Below are 18703 nucleotides of genomic sequence, written 5' to 3'. Positions count from 1 at the left end.
GGGGTGAGATTATGGCATCGAGAGGACCGACCGTTGTTGATGTTACTCCCGACGATCTCTGGCTCGTTATGGAGGCTTACTGGAAGGAGAAGGGCCTCGTCAGACAGCATCTTGACTCTTACAACGCCTTCATCGACCACGGAATGCAGGAGGTCATAGACGAGTTCGGTGGGGTCAAGCCGGACATCCCCGATTTTGAGGTCAAGTTCGGGAAGGTTCGCCTCGGCGAGCCCGAGTTCCAGGAGGCGCAGGGGCAGAGAAAGCCCCTCTACCCGATGGACGCGAGGATCAGGAACCTGACCTATTCTGCTCCCATTTACCTTGAGCTCATTCCCGTCGTCAACGGTGTTTCCCAGGAAGCCGTTGAGGTTCGCATCGGTGAACTCCCGATAATGCTCAAATCCAAGGCCTGCCGCCTCTACGGCCTCAGCGATGAGGAGCTCATAAAGCTCGGTGAGGATCCAAAGGACCCCGGAGGATACTTCATCGTCAACGGCTCCGAGAGGGTTATAGTTTCCATCGAGGACCTCGCCCCGAACAAGACGCTGGTGGAGAGGGATGAGCGGCAGAACAGGATAATAGCCAAGTGCTTCTCTTACAGGCACGGGTACAGGGCCCTAATCACGGTTGAGAGGAGGAAGGACGGCATCCTCTACGTCAAACTCCCGAACGTTCCAAGGCCGGTTAAGTTCGTCTACGTCATGCGCGCCCTCGGCCTCCTCAGCGACAGGGAGATAGTGGAGGCCGTGAGCGACGACCCGCGCATACAGCACGTTCTCTTCGACAACCTCGAGGACGCGAGCGACGTAACGACTCAGGAGGAGGCCCTCGACTACATTGGAAAACTATCCCTGCCCGGCCAGCCGAAGGAGTACAGGCTCAGAAGGGCCCAGAACATCATTGACAACAACCTCTTGCCACACATGGGCGTTGAGGAGAAGGACAGGAAGGCAAAGGCCTACTACCTCGGTATGATGGCTCTCCGGGTTCTTGAGCTTTCCCTCGGTCTCCGCGGCGAGGACGACAAGGACCACTACGCCAACAAGAGACTCAAGCTCGCGGGCGACCTGCTCATGGACCTCTTCAGGGTCGCCTTCGGTCAGCTCGTCAAGGACATGCAGTACCAGATGACAAAGACCTACCAGAGGAAGGGCGAGCGCTACACCTTCGAGAACATCCAGCGCTTCGTTAGGAACTCCATAAGGCCCGACGTCCTCAGCGAGAGGATCGAGCACGCCCTCGCGACGGGTTCGTGGCCCGGTGGCAGAACCGGTGTGAGCCAGCTGCTGGACAGGACGAACTACATATCGACGCTCTCCCACCTCAGGCGCGTCACCTCGCCGCTCAGCAGGGAACAGCCGCATTTCGAGGCCCGTGACCTTCACGGAACCCACTGGGGCAGGATATGTCCGACCGAGACCCCCGAGGGTCCGAACTGCGGTCTCGTCAAGAACCTCGCCCTCATGTCCCAGATAACCACCGGGGTTCCAGAGGAGGAGGTCAGGGAATACCTGGAGAGACTCGGAGTCGTTCCGATAGAGGAGAGGAGACCAAACCCCGACCTCTGGCGCCTCTACCTTAACGGCGTTCTCGTTGGAACCGTGGAGGATGGGGAGGGCTTCGTGAACAGAATACGAACCGACAGGAGAAGCGGGAAGATAAGCGACATCATAAACGTTGCCCTCTACCAGGATGAGGATGTCAAGGAGATATACGTCAACAGCGATGACGGCAGGGTCAGGAGGCCGCTTATCATAGTGGAGAACGGTCGGCCAAAGCTCACCAGAGAGCACGTCGAGGCGATAAAGAACGGAAGCTTAACCTGGAGCGACCTCGTCAAGATGGGCGTCATCGAGTACCTCGACGCCGAGGAGGAGGAGAACGCCCTCGTCGCCACCTGGCCATGGGAGGTAACCGAGGAGCACACCCATCTCGAGCTCATGCCCGCGGCGATACTCGGTATCCCAGCCTCACTCGTTCCCTATCCCGAGCACAACGCGGCTCCGCGTAACACCTACGGCGCAGGCATGGCCAAGCAGAGCCTCGGTCTTGGATGGGCGAACTTCAGGATCCGCGTTGACACGAGGGGTCACCTGATGCACTACCCGCAGGTTCCCCTCGTCAACTCGAGGATCATGAAGGCCGTCGGCTTCGAGGAGAGGCCCGCCGGTCAGAACTTCGTGGTCGCGGTTCTCAGCTACGCGGGGTACAACATGGAAGACGCGATAATAATGAACAAGGCCTCGATAGAGCGCGGGCTGGCCCGCTCGACCTTCTTCAGAACCTACGAGGCCGAGGAGAAGAGGTACCTCGGAGGTCAGACCGACCGCTTCGAGATCCCGGACCCAACGATACAGGGTTACCTTGGTGAGCGTTACTACCGCCACCTCGACGAGGACGGCATAATCTTTCCGGAGTCAAAGGTTAATGGCAAGGACGTCCTCGTTGGAAGGACCTCACCTCCGAGGTTCCTTGAGGAGCAGAGCGGTCTCGGAGGCATAATCCTGCAGGAGAGGCGCGAGACCAGCCTCACCGTCAGGCCGAGCGAGACGGGTGTTGTGGACAAGGTCATCATCACCGAGACCGGCGACGGAACAAAGCTCGTGAAGGTTACCACGAGGGATCTTCGCATCCCGGAGTTCGGTGACAAGTTCGCGTCGAGGCACGGACAGAAGGGTGTCATCGGCCTCATCGTCCCGCAGGAGGACATGCCCTGGACGGAGAGCGGAATAGTTCCCGATCTAATAGTCAACCCGCACGGTATCCCGAGCCGTATGACCGTTGGACAGCTCATAGAGGCAATAGGCGGGAAGGTGGCATCGCTTAAAGGAAGGCGCGTTGACGGCACCGCCTTCATCGGAGAACCGGAGGAGAAGCTCAGGAAGGAGCTCGAGGAGCTCGGCTTCAAACACAGCGGAAGGGAGGTAATGTACGACGGCATCACAGGTAGGAGGCTCGAGGCGGACGTATTCGTCGGTGTCATCTACTACCAGAGACTGCACCACATGGTCGCGGACAAGATGCACGCGAGGAGCAGGGGACCTGTTCAGGTTCTCACCAAGCAGCCGACCGAGGGAAGGGCCCGCGAGGGCGGTCTCAGGTTCGGTGAGATGGAGCGCGACGTCCTCATCGGCCACGGCGCCGCTATGCTGCTCATAGAACGTCTCCTTGAGGAGAGCGATAAGACAGAGGTGTGGGTCTGCGAGAACTGCGGACACATAGCCCTGGAAGACAAACGTAGGGGAAAGGTCTACTGCCCCGTCTGCGGAGAGGAAGAGAGGATAAGCAAGGTGGAGATGAGCTACGCCTTCAAGCTACTGCTGGACGAGCTGAAGGCGATGGGAATAAGGCCGTCTCTCAAACTGGTTGATAGGGTGTGATCGCCATGCAGTCGATAAAGAAGGTCATCGGAAGTATCGACTTCGGAATCCTCTCCCCCCAGGAAATCAGAAAGATGAGCGCGGCCGAGATAACCGTTCCGGACACGTACGACGAGGATGGTTATCCGATTGAGGGCGGCCTCATGGACAAGAGGCTCGGCGTCATAGACCCCGGCCTCAGGTGCGAAACCTGCGGGGCCAGGGCCGGCGAATGCCCCGGTCACTTCGGTCACGTTGAGCTCGCCAGACCCGTGATCCACGTCGGATTCGCCAAGACCATCCACAGGGTTCTGGAGAGCACCTGCCGCGAGTGCGGGAGGATAAAACTAACGGACGAGGAGATAGAGGAGTACTTCCACAAGTTTGAGGTCACGGGCAACAGGAAGAAGGCCAAGGACAGGCTCATCAAGGAGATACACAAGAAGGCGAAGGAGAGGATGGTCTGCCCGCACTGCGGGGCCCCCCAGTTCCCCATAAAGTTCGAGAGGCCAACGGTTTACTGGGAGCTCAGAAAGGACGAGGAGGGCAACGAGTACAAGCACAGGATGATGCCCAGCGAGGTGAGGGACAGGCTCGAGAAGATACCCGACAGGGACCTGCCCCTCATCGGGCTCGACGCGGAGAAGGCCCGGCCCGAGTGGATGGTCCTCACGGTTCTGCCTGTTCCGCCGGTTACGATGAGGCCGTCCATAACCCTCGAGAGCGGCATCAGAGCGGAGGACGACCTTACCCACAAGCTCGTCGACATAATCCGCATCAACAACCGCCTCAAGTCCAACATCGAGGCCGGCGCCCCCCAGCTGATCATCGAGGACCTCTGGGACCTCCTTCAGTACCACGTTACCACCTACATCAACAACGAGACCTCGGGAATTCCGCCGGCCAAGCACAAGAGCGGGAGGCCGCTGAAGACCCTCTCCCAGAGGCTCAAGGGCAAGGAGGGTCGTTTCAGGGGCAACCTCAGCGGTAAGCGCGTCAACTTCTCCGCCCGTACGGTCATCAGCCCCGATCCGATGATAAGCATCAACGAGGTCGGCGTTCCGATGGCCATCGCCATGGAGCTCACCGTTCCGGAAAAGGTCACCGAGTTCAACTTCGAGAAGCTCAGGAAGATGGTCCTCAACGGGCCGGAGAAGTACCCGGGGGCGAACTACGTCATAGACCCCGAGGGGAGGAGAATCCGCCTCATGGAGAACAACCTCGAAACCGTGGCTGAAAAGCTCGATATTGGCTGGACGGTTGAGAGGCACCTCCTCGACGGCGACGTGGTGCTCTTCAACAGGCAACCCTCCCTCCACAGGATGTCCATCATGGCCCACCGCGTCAGGGTGATGCCCTACAGGACCTTCCGCCTCAACCTCTCCGTCTGCCCGCCCTACAACGCGGACTTCGACGGTGACGAGATGAACCTCCACGTCCCGCAGACGGAGGAGGCGCAGGCGGAGGCAAAGATACTCATGGAGGTTCAGAACCACATAATTTCGCCGCGTTACGGTGGACCGCTCATAGCCGGAATCCAGGATCACATCTCCGGCGGGTACCTCTTAACCCGGGAGGGGGCCTACTTCGAGCGCACCGAAGTGGAGCAGATGCTCATGTTCGCGGGCGTTGACGTAGATAGGCTTCCCGAGCCGGATAAAGTTGAGAACGGGGTCGAACTCTGGAGCGGAAAGACCATCTTCTCCCTCCTCCTGCCGAAAGACCTCACCATCTGGTACCGCAACAAGCTCTGCGACGAGCCTGGGCGGTGCGAGGCCCTCGAGAAGCTCATAGAGGAGAAGCTGATCCCGGATGAGGAGGAGGTCAGGGCCCTCGCCTACGACGGTTTCACCTACATCCTCAACGGCAAACTCCTCAGCGGGGCGATAGACAAGACGGCCTACGGAAGGGAGGACGGGAAGCTCCTCGACATCATCGTGAGGGAGTACGGTGTGGAGAGGGCGAGGCAGTTCCTCGACCAGGTAACCAAGCTGGCCATATGGGTCATAACCCACAAGGGCTTTACAACGGCGATAGACGACGAAGACCTTCCAACCGAGGCCCTTGACAGGATCAGGGAAATAATTCGGGAGGCCGAGGAAAGGGTCAACAGGCTCATCGAAGCTTACAGAAACGGCGAGCTTGAGCCCATACCCGGTAAGACCCTCGAGGAAACGCTGGAGAGCAAGATTATGGCTGCCCTCGCCGAGGCGCGTGACAACGCCGGTAAGGTCGCCGAGCGCTATCTCGGTATGAGCAACCACGCCGTCATAATGGCCAAGACCGGTGCGAGGGGTAAGATACTCAACATCACCCAGATGGCCGCCATGCTCGGTCAGCAGTCCATCCGCGGTAAGAGGCTCTACAGGGGTTACCGCGAGCGGGTTCTGACGCACTTCAAGCCCGGCGATCTCGGAGCGAGGGCGAGGGGATTCGTCATCAACTCCTACAAGAGCGGATTAACACCTCAGGAGTACTTCTTCCACGCCATGGGTGGACGCGAGGGACTCGTCGATACCGCCGTTAGAACGGCCCAGAGCGGTTACATGCAGCGCCGTCTCATAAACGCCCTTCAGGACCTCAAGGTGGAGTACGACGGAACCGTCAGGGATCCCACCGGAATCATCGTCCAGTTCAGGTACGGTGAGGATGGGATAGATCCAATGAGGAGCTGGAAAGGTAAAACGATCGACGTCAACAGGGTGGTTCTGAGAACCCTGCTCAAATTGAGGGGAAAGGGGTGAGGTAAATGGTCGCCGCAAAAACCATCAAGGGCATGGTTGACAAGGCCGAGCTTCCGGACAACATCAAGGAGGAGCTCTATGCCAAGCTCATAGAGTACAACAAAAAATACAAGCTCAAAAAGGCCGAGGTTCAGGCCATCATAGACGAAACCGTTAAGGAGTACCAGAAAGCCCTCATAGAGCCCGGAGAGGCCATAGGAACTGTCGCGGCCCAGTCGATAGGCGAGCCCTCAACGCAGATGACCCTAAACACCTTCCACTACGCAGGTGTCGCCGAGATAAACGTCACCCTCGGTCTGCCCAGGATCATCGAAATAGTCGATGCGAGGAAGAACCCCTCCACGCCGATAATGACCGTCTACCTCGACGAGGAGCACCGCTACGATAGGGAGAAGGCCCTTGAGGTTGCGAGGCGCATCGAGGGTACGAGCCTTGAGAACCTCGCGAGGGAGACCACCATAGACATCCTCAACTTCGAGTTCATAGTTGAGATCGACCCCGAGAGGCTTGAAAAGGCCGGTCTCGACATGGAGAGGATCCAGAGAAAGCTGGAGAGCTCGTTCAAAAGCGCCGAATTCGAAGTCGACGGTTACACCGTCATAATGCGTCCAAAGAAGGTCGGTAAGATCTCCAGCCTGAGGAGACTCGCCGAAAAGGTTAAAAAGCACCGCCTTAAGGGTCTTTCGCGCGTCGGAAAGACCGTTATAACAAAGGACAGCAAGACGGGAGAGTACATCATCCGCACCGAGGGCTCCAACTTCAAGCAGGTCCTCAAGGTTCCGGGCGTTGATCCCACGAGGACGAGGACCAACGACATTCGTGAGATCGCGGAGGTGCTCGGCATCGAGGCCGCGAGAAACGCCATCATCGATGAAATACTAAAAACCATGGAGGAGCAGGGTCTCGAGGTCGACGTCAGGCACATAATGCTCGTCGCCGACATGATGACGCTCGACGGGGTCATCCGGCCGATAGGCAGGCACGGTATAGTAGGGGAGAAGGCCAGCGTGCTTGCCAGGGCGGCCTTCGAGATAACCACGCAGCATCTCTTCGAGGCCGCTGAGAGGGGTGCGGTCGATCCCCTCAACGGCGTCGTGGAGAACGTTCTCATAGGTCAGCCCGTGCCCGTCGGTACGGGGACCGTGAAACTGGCAATGAATCTCCCCCTGAGACCGAAAAGGGAGTAGGGAGGTGTAGTTGATGGTTGACTTCGCGTTTGAACTTAGGAAGGCACAGGATACCGGAAAGATAGTGATGGGTGCCAGGAAGAGCATCCAGTACGCCAAGATGGGCGGGGCAAAGCTGATTATCGTTGCCAGGAACGCCAGGCCTGATATAAAGGAGGACATCGAGTACTACGCCAGGCTCAGCGGTATACCGGTCTACGAGTTCGAGGGAACCAGCGTCGAGCTCGGAACTCTCCTCGGAAGGCCGCACACAGTCTCGGCCCTTGCCGTTGTGGATCCGGGTGAGAGCAGAATACTGGCCCTTGGGGGTAAGGAGTAATGCCGCTCAAGCTCAACACCGACCAGATAAAGTTCATAGCTCTCTTCGAGAGCATGACAGGGGCCACGGTACTCGACTGCCTCATCGACGACAGGAGGAACAGGCTCATATTCGTCATCAAGAAGGGCGAGATGGGACTGGCCCTCGGAAAGAAAGGTGCCAACGTCAAGCGCGTCCAGAACATGATCGGAAAGGAGATAGAGGTCATCGAGCACTCCGAGAACCCCGAGGAGTTCCTGAGGAACATTTATAAGAGCCTCGGGGTTAAGGTTAAAAGGGTCCACATCACCGAGAAGCGTGATGGTAAGAGGGTCGCCCTCCTCGACATCGGCCCGCGCGAAAAGCCGCGCGCCATCGGAAGGGGCGGCCAGAACATCAACCTCGTGAAAGAGTTGATGGAGAGACACCACGGCATTCAGGATGTGGTTATAATTTGAGGTGATGATCATGGCTGGAAAGAAGGCCCCTTACGGAGAGTTTGCGGGGAGAAAGCTCAAGCTCAAGAGGAAGAAGTTCCGCTGGAGTGACATAAGGTACAAGAGAAGGGTCCTCCGCCTGAAGGAGAAGAGCGACCCGCTCGAGGGCGCGCCCCAGGCCAAGGGGATAGTCCTTGAGAAGATAGCCGTCGAGGCAAAGCAGCCGAACTCGGCCATGCGTAAGGCCGTCAGGGTTCAGCTCATCAAGAACGGAAAGGTCGTAACCGCCTTCACCCCGGGTGACGGTGCCATCAACCACATCGACGAGCACGACGAGGTCATCATCGAGGGAATCGGCGGTCCCAAGGGTGGTTCCATGGGTGATATCCCTGGAATCAGGTACAAGGTCGTCAAGGTGAACAGGGTCTCCCTTAAGGAGCTCGTCAAGGGTAGGAAGGAGAAGCCGAGGAGGTGAAGGTAATGGCCAAGGCACTCACAGAGCGCTTCTATCAGCCGAAGGAGCTCAAGGTCATGGGAAGGTGGAGCGTCGAGGACGTGACCGTCAACGATCCCTCGCTCAGGCCGTACATAAACCTCGAGGCCCGCTTGCTTCCTCACAGCCACGGAAGGCACGCCAAGAAGGCCTTCGGGAAGGCCAACGTCCACATCGTGGAGCGCCTCATCAACAAGGTCATGAGGAGCGGCGCCAGTAGCCACAAGGCCGGCGGTCACTTCATGAGGCGCGAGCACCGCTCCCTCATGAGCAAGAAGATGAAGGCCTACGAGGTCGTCAAGGAGGCGTTCATGATAATCGAGCGCAGGACCAAGCAGAACCCGATACAGGTTCTCGTCAGGGCCATCGAGAACTCCGCCCCGAGGGAGGACACCACCACCATAGCCTTCGGTGGAATCCGCTATCACATGGCCGTCGACGTTTCCCCGCTAAGGAGGCTCGACATCGCATTGAAGAACATCGCCCTCGGTGCCTCCGCCAAGTGCTACCGCAACAAGACGAGCTACGCCCAGGCGCTTGCCGAGGAGATAATAGCCGCGGCCAACGCCGATCCGAAGAGCTTCGCCTACAGCAGGAAGGAAGAGATAGAGAGGATAGCCCAGTCCTCGCGCTGAGGGCTGTTCCTTCCCTCTGTTATTATTCCTTCGCCGTTATTTTCGTCCTTTGCGTGGTTTGTGGGCAGATGTTTCTCGGATTCTCCTAAATCAAACTCTTCCCCACCATGTTGGCCGGCTTCTCCACACCGAAGAACTTCAAAACGGTGGGAGCGATGTCCGTGAGGCTCGGCTCGTTGAGCTCAACCCTCTCGAACCCCCAGAGAACCAGGGGGACCTTCATATCAGGCTCGTTCATTGAACCGTGCATGCCCTTAACCCAGTGGCTCACGCCCTTTATCCCCCTGCACATCCGGTGAGAGCAGAACCAGTAACCGGGTTTCGCCGAGACTACAAGCTCGCCGCCCTTCGGTGTGTTGAGGTGCTCCAGATCCTCGCGGAAGAAGACCCTCTCGACCCCCGGCGCCCTCCTCAGGATCTGGAAGGCATCCTCGGCCTCGTTCGGATTTTTCAGGTAGACGTGGACGCCGCCTCCCGAGGAAACCCTCAGCGTTTCTATCCCGTGTTTCCTGAGGTAGGTCCTGAGGTTGACCCAGGTGTGAACCCTCTCCTGTCCGTGGTCGGCGAAGATTACGAAGGCGTACTCGTCCCTTAACCGTTCCCAGAGGGTTTTCAAAGCCCCATCAACGGTCTCCACCGCCCTGAGGGAACCCTCGCTCAACGGCCCGTGGTCGTGGCTCATGCCGTCTATCGATGCGAAGTGAACCAGAATCAGGTCCGGCCTGCACTCCTCGTGGAGGTAGAGGGCCGAATTCAGAACCCACAGGTCCTTCTTCCAGTCCCTTCCGTGCTCCCGATAGAGCTTATCGTTCGCGAAGAAGGGCGGGAAGATCCTCACGTCGGTTCCGCTGAAGGGGGGCATTGTATAACCGGAAACGCTGGCCGTCCTGATCCCCCTTGCCCGAAGCAGGTCGACGATGGTCGGTGCGTTTATCACCCTGTGCGGGTTGAAGGCGACCTCGTATTCGTAGAAGTTGACCTTCCTGTCGCTGAGGCGGTCGTAGTAGCCGTTCTCGACGACGCCGTGATCCCTGGGCCACACCCCCGTCATCACGCTCGTGTGCACCAGGTCCGTCAGCGTCGGGAAGATGGAGTCCACGACGCTGAAGCTTCCCCCCTCGATCAACTCGCTCAGGAAGGGCATGTGCTTCAGGTTGTAGACCCCGTTTCCGTCGAGGCTTATGAGCGCGAGCTTCCTCCTCATTCCAAAACCCCCTACGGTTTAGGCCTGAGGCGATCACAAATCAGCGGGATGGTCACCGCCTTCCTTTTCGTTGATGCGGTATAACTTCCTTCCGAGCCATTGGTCCAATGTCTTCTGCCTCGCGAGGCTTCCGAGGACGTAGCTTCTCTCAAGGTACCTCTCTAACGGATGCTCGAGACGCCTTCTCACCGCGTCGAGCGCCTCTCCAAGGGTCTCAAAGCGGCCCACCACGTTGCCCATCGCCTTCTTAACACCCAGCCTTATCTGCCAGACTCCCACGGGAGCGTAGTACTCCGGCGTTACCTCGCGGAAGACGACCACCCTCGCACTCCTTCTCCTCGCCCTGAGCGCTTCGAGAACGCTCAAACGGGCGGCGTAGTAGGCCCCGGCGGTTTCCTTCACGTACTCCCTCCTCCCCCGGAAGTCCTCGTAGTCGTGTATCACGCTCGGCTCGCCCGCGCCGAAGAGGGAACCCTTAAGCCACACCTCAAGGAGCTCGAAGGCGTAGCCCTCAGGCATCAGGAGAACGGCGTAGCGGTTTCCGAGGAAACGGTGGAAGTAGACCTCGTAATCGTTGATGGGTGGATAGAGGACGACCTCCCTCCGAAGGTTCTTTCCTATCGTGTCCTGCACGGCGGTGATGCTCCACCTCGTGGGAACGAGTTTCCTGTTAATCCCGAGGAGCCCGGCCGAGAGGAGCCTTATTATGTAGTATTCGTCGAAGCCCCAATTGTAGAGGCGCATTATGGCTTGCTCCGCCTTCAGCTCATCGCTCACAACGTAGTCCGTCCTCCTCGGTATCCTCGGGTTCTCGGTGAGCTCGAAATCGAGGAGCTCGGCCTTCGGGCCCAGGGGCGGCGCGAACTCGCTCGGTAGGACTCTGAGGACGGGCTTCCTCTTCAGGAGTATCTCGCTGTCAACGGGTTTTATCGACATGGCCAACTCCTGAACCTCGCTCAACAGCCTCCCGCTTCTCCGAATGTTAACGTCGGCCCTCGTTTCGCCCATCACCAGGAGGGAGCGGTAATGGAGTACGTCCCTTATCGTCTTATCCTCCCACTTCAGCGGGTTGTCGAGGTAGTCCGTGTTGCCCTCGATGGGGGGCACGAGGGGGCCTATCCGAACCTTTGGGTAACCGTACTCTCCAACGAAGATGCTTGGCGGCGAAGAGCCGAAGAGGTGACGCTTGTTGAGTTTTTTCTCGACGGCTCTGGCTACCCTGAAGCGCTCGAGGATAGGGCAGGTTGGCCTGCCGCATAGGAGCTTCCTGCCCTTGCAGATCGCACAGAGCTTCGAGTTGAAGATTGGGGTGCTCATCGAATGCTGGTAAGCCTGGGGGTATTTATGTCTGTTGTGGTCACCAAACACGAGTTTTTACAGGGACTCTCAGGTTGGGTGGTGAAAGGGAATTAACGTTAAGACCTGCTATTAAACTGGTTTCACTTTTATTCTGGCGCCCGAAGGGCGCCTTGCAGCCTTTTGGGAAAAGGCTGGCGAAAAAATGGTGATTTCGTTAGAGAGCTCCTTCCGTTGGTGTTTGCACCCTCAAACGGCCATTGAACTCCGAATTCAAGATTAAAATGACCAAATCCAAGGGGTTTAGGATTCCCCCGCGCTCCAAAGGAGCGCTATCCAAAAGCAAACCCTCCACCAAGACCACGTTAACGGCGAATTCAAGATTGAACAACCCTTTTAGAAGCAAACACGCCTCAAAATCGCCTAAAAAAAGAATCACAACCTTTTGATCGAACTTTTTTCAAGCTTTTAGAAAAAGCTTGAGCAAAAGGTGGCCCCTTCTAATAAGAGGGTGGAACGAGAGCGTGCGCTCTAAAGTTGGGTTGGTGAAAGAGGATTAACGTTAAGACCTGCTATTAAACTGGTTTCACTTTTGTTCTGGCGCCCGAAGGGCGCCTTGTGGGCAGGAAACCCTGCAAAATGGACAAGTTAAACGTTAATCCACGCTAAAACATCGAACTTTAAAACCGCACGTACTCTTTCCGTCAACGCTTTCGCAAGAAAGGGTTGCTATGGTGGGGCCGCCGGGATTCGAACCCGGGTCACGGGCTCCCAAAGCCCGCAGGATGGACCAAGCTACCCCACGGCCCCATGCCGCGGTAGTGGGTTAAAGGGTTCCTTATTAAGCTTTTCGCTCGGCTGGATTTCAAGAAGGGTACTCTGCAACTCAAACGGATGCTGAAGGGACTGTATCGTGTGTTTATTGGCCCCCTCCAACGACACTCCCCTTCTAAGAAGGATGGACCTCACAGAAACCAGAAAATCGCTGAGAACTTCTTCGAAAGCCTGTTAGAATGGAGCCCCGGGCGGGGTTTGAACCCGCGGCCTGCCGCTTACCAAGCGGCCGCTCCACCAGGCTGAGCCACCGGGGCGTCGATGATAGCATGCAGATTGGCATTTATAAATTTTTCCCTCCCAGCTTCTTCACGAGGCCCTCGAGCAGTTCCCTGAAGTTCGCGGCGTCTACCCACTTGATGCCCATCTTCTGGGCCCACGTGAGGATTCCAACGTCGGCGGATACGATGGTAGCATCGAGCTCCTTGGCGAGGAGGATGAGCTCGAAGTCCTCCTTGCTGTCAACGATGCCCTCACGAAGTGCCCTCCGATAGTTCCTGCGTAGCTTCTGGATTATCTTGTCCACGTTGTCCGTCTCAACCACGCTCTCCCGGACGGCCTTTTCAGCAACGCGAAGGCCCTTATCTATCCTTCTCCTCACGTCCTCAATGAGTTCGTAAACCACGAAAGCTGGGATCCTGATGTCGTGAACGTTGGGGGGCTTTTTGATTATGTAGAGCTCAATCCCGGGTAGGAGTTCCTCCTCATCGACGAAGTGCACGACCTCGCGGTAGATGCCGGGGGGCATGTAGAACTCGACCCTTCCAAAGAGCCTTCCGGCATAGTCCAGAAAAGTTTTCATGGCCTCAGTGGGTGAGGCGCCAAACCTATCCCTGACCTCGGGATTGACGAAGATGCTCGTATCGAGGACGAACCGCATTGTCACGCTACCACCACAAGCTTATTTAGGCCCAAAGTTTAAAACTATTGGGTGAAAGCATGAAGGTCGGAGTCGTTTTTGGAGTCAGCGAACTCGCTGATCCAAAGTCCTTTGAGAAGAAAGCCTCGGAGTTCCTGACGGCCCTCGCGAGGGAGTTCGATGTGGTGGGTGGCTTCTTCGTCTCAACCAAGGGGGACCTCAAAGAGGCCAAAGAGGAGGTCAACTTCAACGAGGTGGACGCGATAGTCCTGTACCCTCTGACGGGAGGCACGGAGGGGGTCCTCAAGGAGTTCTCCATCTACAGAAGGCCCATCGTGATCTACGGTGACCCGTTCAACAACTCAATGGCCGCGGGGATAGAGCTCAGGGAGTACTTCAGGGAGAGACTCGTGCCGTCCACGCTGGTAAAGGGCCTCAACGAACTCAAGGCCGCGCTCCTCGGCTACGACGACATGAAGGAGGTTCTGGATAAGTTCCTCCGCATGCGCATCGGCCTAATCGGGAGGATCTCGCCGTGGCTCATCAACGAGAGGTTCGAGCTCCCCTACACGAGGATAAGTCTCAAGAAGTTCTACGAGTACTACGATGCCACCACCGATGCGGAAGGCTGGAAGGCCGTGGAGGGAATCGTTGGAAGGGCCGTTGAGATAAGGGAACCCCAGCGGGAGGAGCTCGTAAAGGCCGGACGGATATACCTCGCGATAAAGAGAATACTGGAGGACTACAAGCTCGACGGCTTCACCATCGGTTGCTTTGACCTGATTGGAAAGCTCAAGGCCACCCCCTGCCTGGCGCTGGCCATGTTCAACGCGGAGGGAACTCCGGCGGCCTGCGAGGGTGAGCTCAACTCCCTCCTCGGGATGATGATAGCGAGGCGCTTCTTCGACAAACCCGCCTTCATGGGCAACGTGGCCGACTACGACGAGAACCACGTGATCCTCGCCCACTGCACGGCCCCTCTGATAGGGCGGTACACGCTAAGGTCGCACTTCGAGAGCGGGATGGGTGTTGGGGTCGCCGTTCAGATGCCTAAGGGAAGGGCCAGCCTGCTGAAGATACGCGGGAGGAAGGCGGTTGTTGCCGGCGTGGAGGTCCTCGGGGTTGAGCACAGCGACTTTCGCTGCAGGACGCAGGTAAAGCTCCGGGTGGAGGATGCCATAGACTTCATAGACGGCACCCTCGGGAACCACCACCTGCTGGTGTACGTGGACGCTGAGGAGCTGGCCGATCTGCTGAGCGAGCTCGGCTTCGAGGTTATGCTCTACTGAGGCGTTATCCCTTTTCTTTTGCATCCTCCGCTCCAGGCAAAAACTATATTAACCATTAGTTACTTAAAATGACCCGGGGGTGGAGTTATGAGGCGGGCTCAGGCCGCCGTTGAGTACCTCTTCATGCTGGCCGCCGCCCTGGTGATAGCCCTTATGGTCATCCGGATACTCATGAGACTCTCAAAGTCAATCTCAGAACAGAACGAGAGAACCTCCAGGGAGATAATAAAGGAGCTAAACCAAACCCTCAATTCTTGATACCTTAAAGCGGAAACGTATAGAAAGTGTTGATAAAAAAGAAAATTCACGAAGTGCTGGCTTTTTTGCCGTAGAACTTCAGGCCGAGCCAGGCCACGATCCCCGCTCCTACGGCTATGGGGTTCAGGGTCACGCCGACCAGCCCGAGGATGCCGACCACTCCGCGTATCCAGGGCTTGAGGTGGGTGCGGTAGAAGCCGGTCAGTGCTATGGCCAGCAGGTACATGACGAAGAGCGTCGCCACGAGGTAGTAGAGCACCTTACCGATCATCATTGGATTCCACTTTGAGACCGTTATCAGGAACATCTCCGGGTGGGTGAAGTATATATACGGTCCAATGTACCCCGCCAAGGCGTACTTAACCGCGTTTAGGGCTGTCTTCCAGAAGTCCCCTCCCGCTAGGGCAGAGCCCGCATAGGACGCCAGAGCTACGGGAGGTGTTATATCTGCTAAAATTCCAAAGTAGAACACGAAGAAGTGTGCTGCTAGGAGGGCTATTGGAGTTCCAAAGCCGGGTACGGGGGAGCTGTAGGGCTGTAATCCCAGGACGGCGTTATAGATTGCAGGTGCGGCGACTAAAGATGTGATAATATAGTTAGCCGTTGTGGGGACACCCATACCGAGTATCAGGCTGAACACCATTGTTAGGAGGAGCAGGAGCCATAGGTTCCCTGCGGTCAGTGAGACCAGCTTGTAGCCCAAGCTCGTCACGAGCCCCGTCATGGTGAGAACTCCCTGTATTAAACCGGCACTTGCAGCGGCTAACATCACGCTTGTGCTCGTCTTTCCAGCGTCTATCATGGATTCATAGGTCGCCGAGTACATTTTTCTTCCTTCCTCAGTCTTTGAGAAGTAGCCCACTATCAGCGAGAAGACTATCCCAAGAACTCCTGTCATCAGAAGTATCTGCTCCTTCCTCATGCCCAGATATTTTGTCATTGCAATGAATAGTATGAACAGCAGGCTTATGTAGAGCTTTTCGTTCCTCTTCGTTAAGTTTGAGACAAAGGATAGGCCGACGAGGATGAGAGCGAGCAGCAGGAGAACCAGTGCCACGGGCTTTCCTATCCCTTTCCCTGTGAACATAAGCACCGTTGTAAGGGACGCTACACCAACATAGAACAGTTCATGCCCTTCTATCTTGTCCTTTGCAATCCATGAGACCCAGATGGCTATTCCCAGGGATGAGATTGCCGATATGTGGGGGGCTATTCCCCAGACGAGTGCCACAGTGATGACGAGTATGGGCGAGAGTATGTAGAGTTTCCTCACGAAGTATCTGAGGGATGCAAAGTTCTCTCTGGGCATTCCCTTTAGTCCAAGACGCTTTGTTTCGAGGTCTATGAACAAGTAAACACCCGAGTAGTAAACCAGAGCTGGAAGAACCGCAGCGATGATGAGCTTATTGTAGGGTACCCCCAAAAATTCCGCCATGATGAAAGCCGCCGCACCCATAATTGGGGGCATTAACTGACCTCCTGTGGATGCAACGGGTTCCACAGCCCCGGCGATTTCTTTGGGATACCCTGCTTTTTTCATTAGGGGTATTGTGAAAGTTCCGGTGGTCAAAACGTTCGCAACACTCGAACCACTCACCGTACCCATAAGCCCACTGGAAACAACGGCGGATTTAGCTGGACCTCCGGGACGGGCGCCAAAGAGGGATATCATAAACTCAGTGATATAATCGCTCACCCCTATCTTGAGGAGGAATGCCCCGAAGAACACGAAGGCAAAGACGTAGATTGTCATGACGAAGAGGGGAATTCCAAATATTCCCTCATCGAAGTAGAGCTGCTGGGTGAAGCGCACCCAGTTGAACCCAACTTTGTAGATTCCATATATTAAAAACACCACCACCACGGAGGGCAGGACCCATCCCAAAACCCTTCTTGTGGCCTCGAGCACGAGGATTATTGCGAGGATTCCAAATATAACATCCTGCATGTAGACCTCAGCGAACTCTGCATACCTGTTGTAGACCGCAAAGAGGTAAAACATTGAGATCAAGCTTAGGATTACGAGCAGGTAGTCATAAACTGGTACTTTTTTGAGCTCCTTCTCCCGCTTCCTAAAAGGATAGAGGACGTACGTGATCAAGAGTATCATGGCCAGCACAAAAGCTTCTCCCTGTTTGCTCTGAAATGTGATCTTCAAGATGCCGATGTTTACCCCCAATCTCGAGAATAAATCGTAGAGAGTGTAGTTGAAGTTGAATATGAAGAGTATTTCATAGATACCAATCAGGACGGCTGCAATTCTTATTAGCATCTCCAGTTTGGGGGATAAAGTTCTCGTTCTTTCCAAAACGACTTCCACTTTTTCTTCTTCCATCTCTTTTATCTCTTCCATCTCAGCACCTCCCTAACAGAGCTTGTATTAATAAACATCTCTTCACTTCGAATTTCATAAGTGTTTCCGTTTTTGGGGCGAAGATAATAGAACCATCAACGCTTATTTGAGCCCTATTAAGGGGGATAAACCAGAAATCCAGACTCTTTCCGAGGTATATGTTGATTTTCTTCACATAGTAGCCGTTCTCCATGTATTGAATGTCCTCGGGTAATCCTGCACCGAAGTCCTTCCATTTCATTTCGACGGCATAGATCCCTGTCCTGTTAACTTTCAACCCCTCGTATATTTCGCTTCTTTCAACGCTGTGTATGTAGAAGATTGTGATGTTCTTTTCCCCCAGAATATAGTCATGAGATGAATTCCCGTCGCTAACGATGAGTACATTAACGGGAAAAAGGATCATGAGAAAAAATGCCAGAATAAAAAAATAAAAGGGTCTGTTCAAGAACTTCACCCTTTAAGTTCGCTTGGTATTGTTAATCCCTTTTCCTCGTAGTACTTAATGGCTCCTGGGTGGAGAGGTATGCTCATACCATCCAGCGCTGTGTCAAGGCTTATCAGTTTAGCTTTCTGGTGAACGGCTCTCAGATCCTCAACGTGCTCATAGAGTATTTTGGTCATTTCGTAGACAACATCATCCGGAAGATCAGCGCTCACCGCGAGCATGGCTTTAACGGCGACTGTTGGTGTATCCGCGTCAACACCGTTGTACGTCCCCTTCGGCACCATCTGTCTAACGTAGAATATGTATCCCTCACCTTTGAGCTTGTTCAATATGTCATCCGAGATCGGAAGGACTCTGACCGGTGTTTGGACTGCGATTTGGTTAACTGCAGGAGTTGGAATTCCCGAAACTATAACCGCCGCATCGACCTGACCGAGCTTTAAGCTTTGGGCTGCTTCGCTGAATTTCTGATTGACCTTCTCAATGCTGTCCCAGACACCTGCTGCTTTAAGAACCTGCTCGGCTGCAACGGCTGTACCGCTTCCAGGAGCACCGATAGCCACTTTTTTACCCTTTAAGTCCTCCAGGCTCTTGATATCACTGTCAGCTCTAACCACAAATTGCACTGTTTCGGGATATAACGCGGCAACACCCTTTAACTTCTTTATGGGATTGCCATCGAACATGTACAATCCATTGTATGCATAGTATGCAACGTCGTTTTGCAGGATGGCAGCTTGGGCGTTTCCATCCGCAATGGCTTTAGCATTTGCAACACTTGCACCGCTTGTAACTGCCTCCGCACTTACAACCGTACCGTATTTTGTTAGGAGCTCTGCATACTTAGAACCAAGTGGGAAGTATACACCACTTGTGCCGCCGGTGTATATTGTGATTTTTGTCTTTTCGACGGAGCTGGTTGTGGTTCCTCCTTGTTGTGTGCAGCCCGAAACAACCAAACCAAGGGCCAAAACAAATATTATTCCCAAAATTTTCCACTTCATTTTCC

Annotated in this window: 15 protein-coding genes and 2 tRNA genes; 9 read left to right on the top strand and 8 right to left on the bottom strand. The window is 55.6% G+C overall.

Going from position 1 to position 18703, the window contains the following annotated elements; genetic code table 11:
- Positions 1 to 11 precede the first annotated feature (11 nt).
- The 7 genes from A3L02_RS09985 to A3L02_RS09955 are packed head-to-tail and all read left to right on the top strand — an operon-like array spanning position 12 to position 9153.
- Positions 12 to 3380: a DNA-directed RNA polymerase subunit B gene (locus A3L02_RS09985; RefSeq protein ID WP_088863764.1), complete on the top strand. Its 3369-nt coding sequence runs from the start codon at positions 12 to 14 to the stop codon at positions 3378 to 3380.
- Between the two features lie 5 nt (positions 3381 to 3385).
- Positions 3386 to 6103: a DNA-directed RNA polymerase subunit A' gene (locus A3L02_RS09980; protein WP_088863763.1), complete on the top strand. Its 2718-nt coding sequence runs from the start codon at positions 3386 to 3388 to the stop codon at positions 6101 to 6103.
- A 5-nt stretch (positions 6104 to 6108) separates the two neighbouring features.
- Positions 6109 to 7290 carry a DNA-directed RNA polymerase subunit A'' gene (gene rpoA2 / locus A3L02_RS09975; protein WP_088863762.1) on the top strand — a complete coding sequence of 394 codons (1182 nt, stop codon included), beginning with the start codon at positions 6109 to 6111 and terminating at the stop codon, positions 7288 to 7290.
- A gap of 13 nt (positions 7291 to 7303) precedes the next feature.
- Positions 7304 to 7609 carry a 50S ribosomal protein L30e gene (locus tag A3L02_RS09970; protein WP_088863761.1) on the top strand — a complete coding sequence of 102 codons (306 nt, stop codon included), beginning with the start codon at positions 7304 to 7306 and terminating at the stop codon, positions 7607 to 7609.
- Positions 7609 to 8046: a NusA-like transcription termination signal-binding factor gene (locus A3L02_RS09965; protein ID WP_088863760.1), complete on the top strand. Its 438-nt coding sequence runs from the start codon at positions 7609 to 7611 to the stop codon at positions 8044 to 8046. The genes A3L02_RS09970 and A3L02_RS09965 overlap by 1 nt, the downstream gene beginning before the upstream one ends.
- A gap of 10 nt (positions 8047 to 8056) precedes the next feature.
- The gene (locus A3L02_RS09960) at positions 8057 to 8500 is read left to right on the top strand and encodes a 30S ribosomal protein S12 (RefSeq protein ID WP_014122317.1); all 444 of its coding nucleotides are present in this window, start codon (positions 8057 to 8059) and stop codon (positions 8498 to 8500) included.
- 5 nt (positions 8501 to 8505) lie between these two features.
- Complete coding sequence (locus tag A3L02_RS09955; RefSeq protein ID WP_088863759.1) at positions 8506 to 9153, top strand: 30S ribosomal protein S7; 648 nt, start codon at positions 8506 to 8508, stop codon at positions 9151 to 9153.
- 85 nt (positions 9154 to 9238) lie between these two features.
- On the opposite strand, the gene A3L02_RS09950 is transcribed toward A3L02_RS09955, so the two are convergent.
- The 5 genes from A3L02_RS09950 to A3L02_RS09930 all read right to left on the bottom strand — a co-directional run bounded on the left by A3L02_RS09950 (position 9239) and on the right by A3L02_RS09930 (position 13367).
- Positions 9239 to 10357: an alkaline phosphatase family protein gene (locus tag A3L02_RS09950; RefSeq protein WP_088863758.1), complete on the bottom strand. Its 1119-nt coding sequence runs from the start codon at positions 10355 to 10357 to the stop codon at positions 9239 to 9241.
- A 33-nt stretch (positions 10358 to 10390) separates the two neighbouring features.
- A complete protein-coding gene (locus A3L02_RS09945; RefSeq protein WP_088863757.1) occupies positions 10391 to 11674 on the bottom strand; it encodes an Nre family DNA repair protein in 1284 nt (427 codons plus the stop codon).
- A 711-nt stretch (positions 11675 to 12385) separates the two neighbouring features.
- A tRNA-Pro gene (locus tag A3L02_RS09940) sits at positions 12386 to 12463 on the bottom strand.
- Between the two features lie 204 nt (positions 12464 to 12667).
- Positions 12668 to 12744, bottom strand: a tRNA-Thr gene (locus A3L02_RS09935).
- 26 nt (positions 12745 to 12770) lie between these two features.
- A complete protein-coding gene (locus A3L02_RS09930; protein WP_054834494.1) occupies positions 12771 to 13367 on the bottom strand; it encodes an RNA ligase partner protein in 597 nt (198 codons plus the stop codon).
- Between the two features lie 59 nt (positions 13368 to 13426).
- On the opposite strand from A3L02_RS09930, the gene A3L02_RS09925 reads away from it, so the two are divergent.
- Complete coding sequence (locus tag A3L02_RS09925; RefSeq protein WP_088863756.1) at positions 13427 to 14635, top strand: hypothetical protein; 1209 nt, start codon at positions 13427 to 13429, stop codon at positions 14633 to 14635.
- Between the two features lie 87 nt (positions 14636 to 14722).
- Positions 14723 to 14893 (top strand): class III signal peptide-containing protein, encoded by a 171-nt coding sequence (locus A3L02_RS09920; protein WP_088863755.1) that lies wholly within the window; start codon positions 14723 to 14725, stop codon positions 14891 to 14893.
- A gap of 46 nt (positions 14894 to 14939) precedes the next feature.
- Here the strand turns inward: A3L02_RS09920 and A3L02_RS09915 are convergent, their stop codons facing one another.
- Genes A3L02_RS09915 through A3L02_RS09905 form a run of 3 tightly spaced genes read right to left on the bottom strand, consistent with a single transcriptional unit; the run spans position 14940 to position 18698 of the window.
- Positions 14940 to 17246: a TRAP transporter permease gene (locus A3L02_RS09915; RefSeq protein ID WP_088863754.1), complete on the bottom strand. Its 2307-nt coding sequence runs from the start codon at positions 17244 to 17246 to the stop codon at positions 14940 to 14942.
- Between the two features lies 1 nt (position 17247).
- Positions 17248 to 17652, bottom strand: coding sequence for a DUF1850 domain-containing protein (locus A3L02_RS09910; RefSeq protein ID WP_204247197.1), 405 nt, complete (start codon positions 17650 to 17652; stop codon positions 17248 to 17250).
- Positions 17653 to 17699: 47 nt separating this feature from the next.
- The gene (locus A3L02_RS09905) at positions 17700 to 18698 is read right to left on the bottom strand and encodes a TAXI family TRAP transporter solute-binding subunit (protein WP_088863752.1); all 999 of its coding nucleotides are present in this window, start codon (positions 18696 to 18698) and stop codon (positions 17700 to 17702) included.
- Between the last annotated feature and the right edge of the window lie 5 nt (positions 18699 to 18703).

Source organism: Thermococcus celer Vu 13 = JCM 8558, from assembly GCF_002214365.1.
In the GTDB taxonomy this organism is placed as follows: domain Archaea; phylum Methanobacteriota_B; class Thermococci; order Thermococcales; family Thermococcaceae; genus Thermococcus; species Thermococcus celer.
The sequence above is the reverse complement of the archived record's forward strand: the minus strand, read 5'-3'. Positions and strand labels throughout refer to the sequence as shown.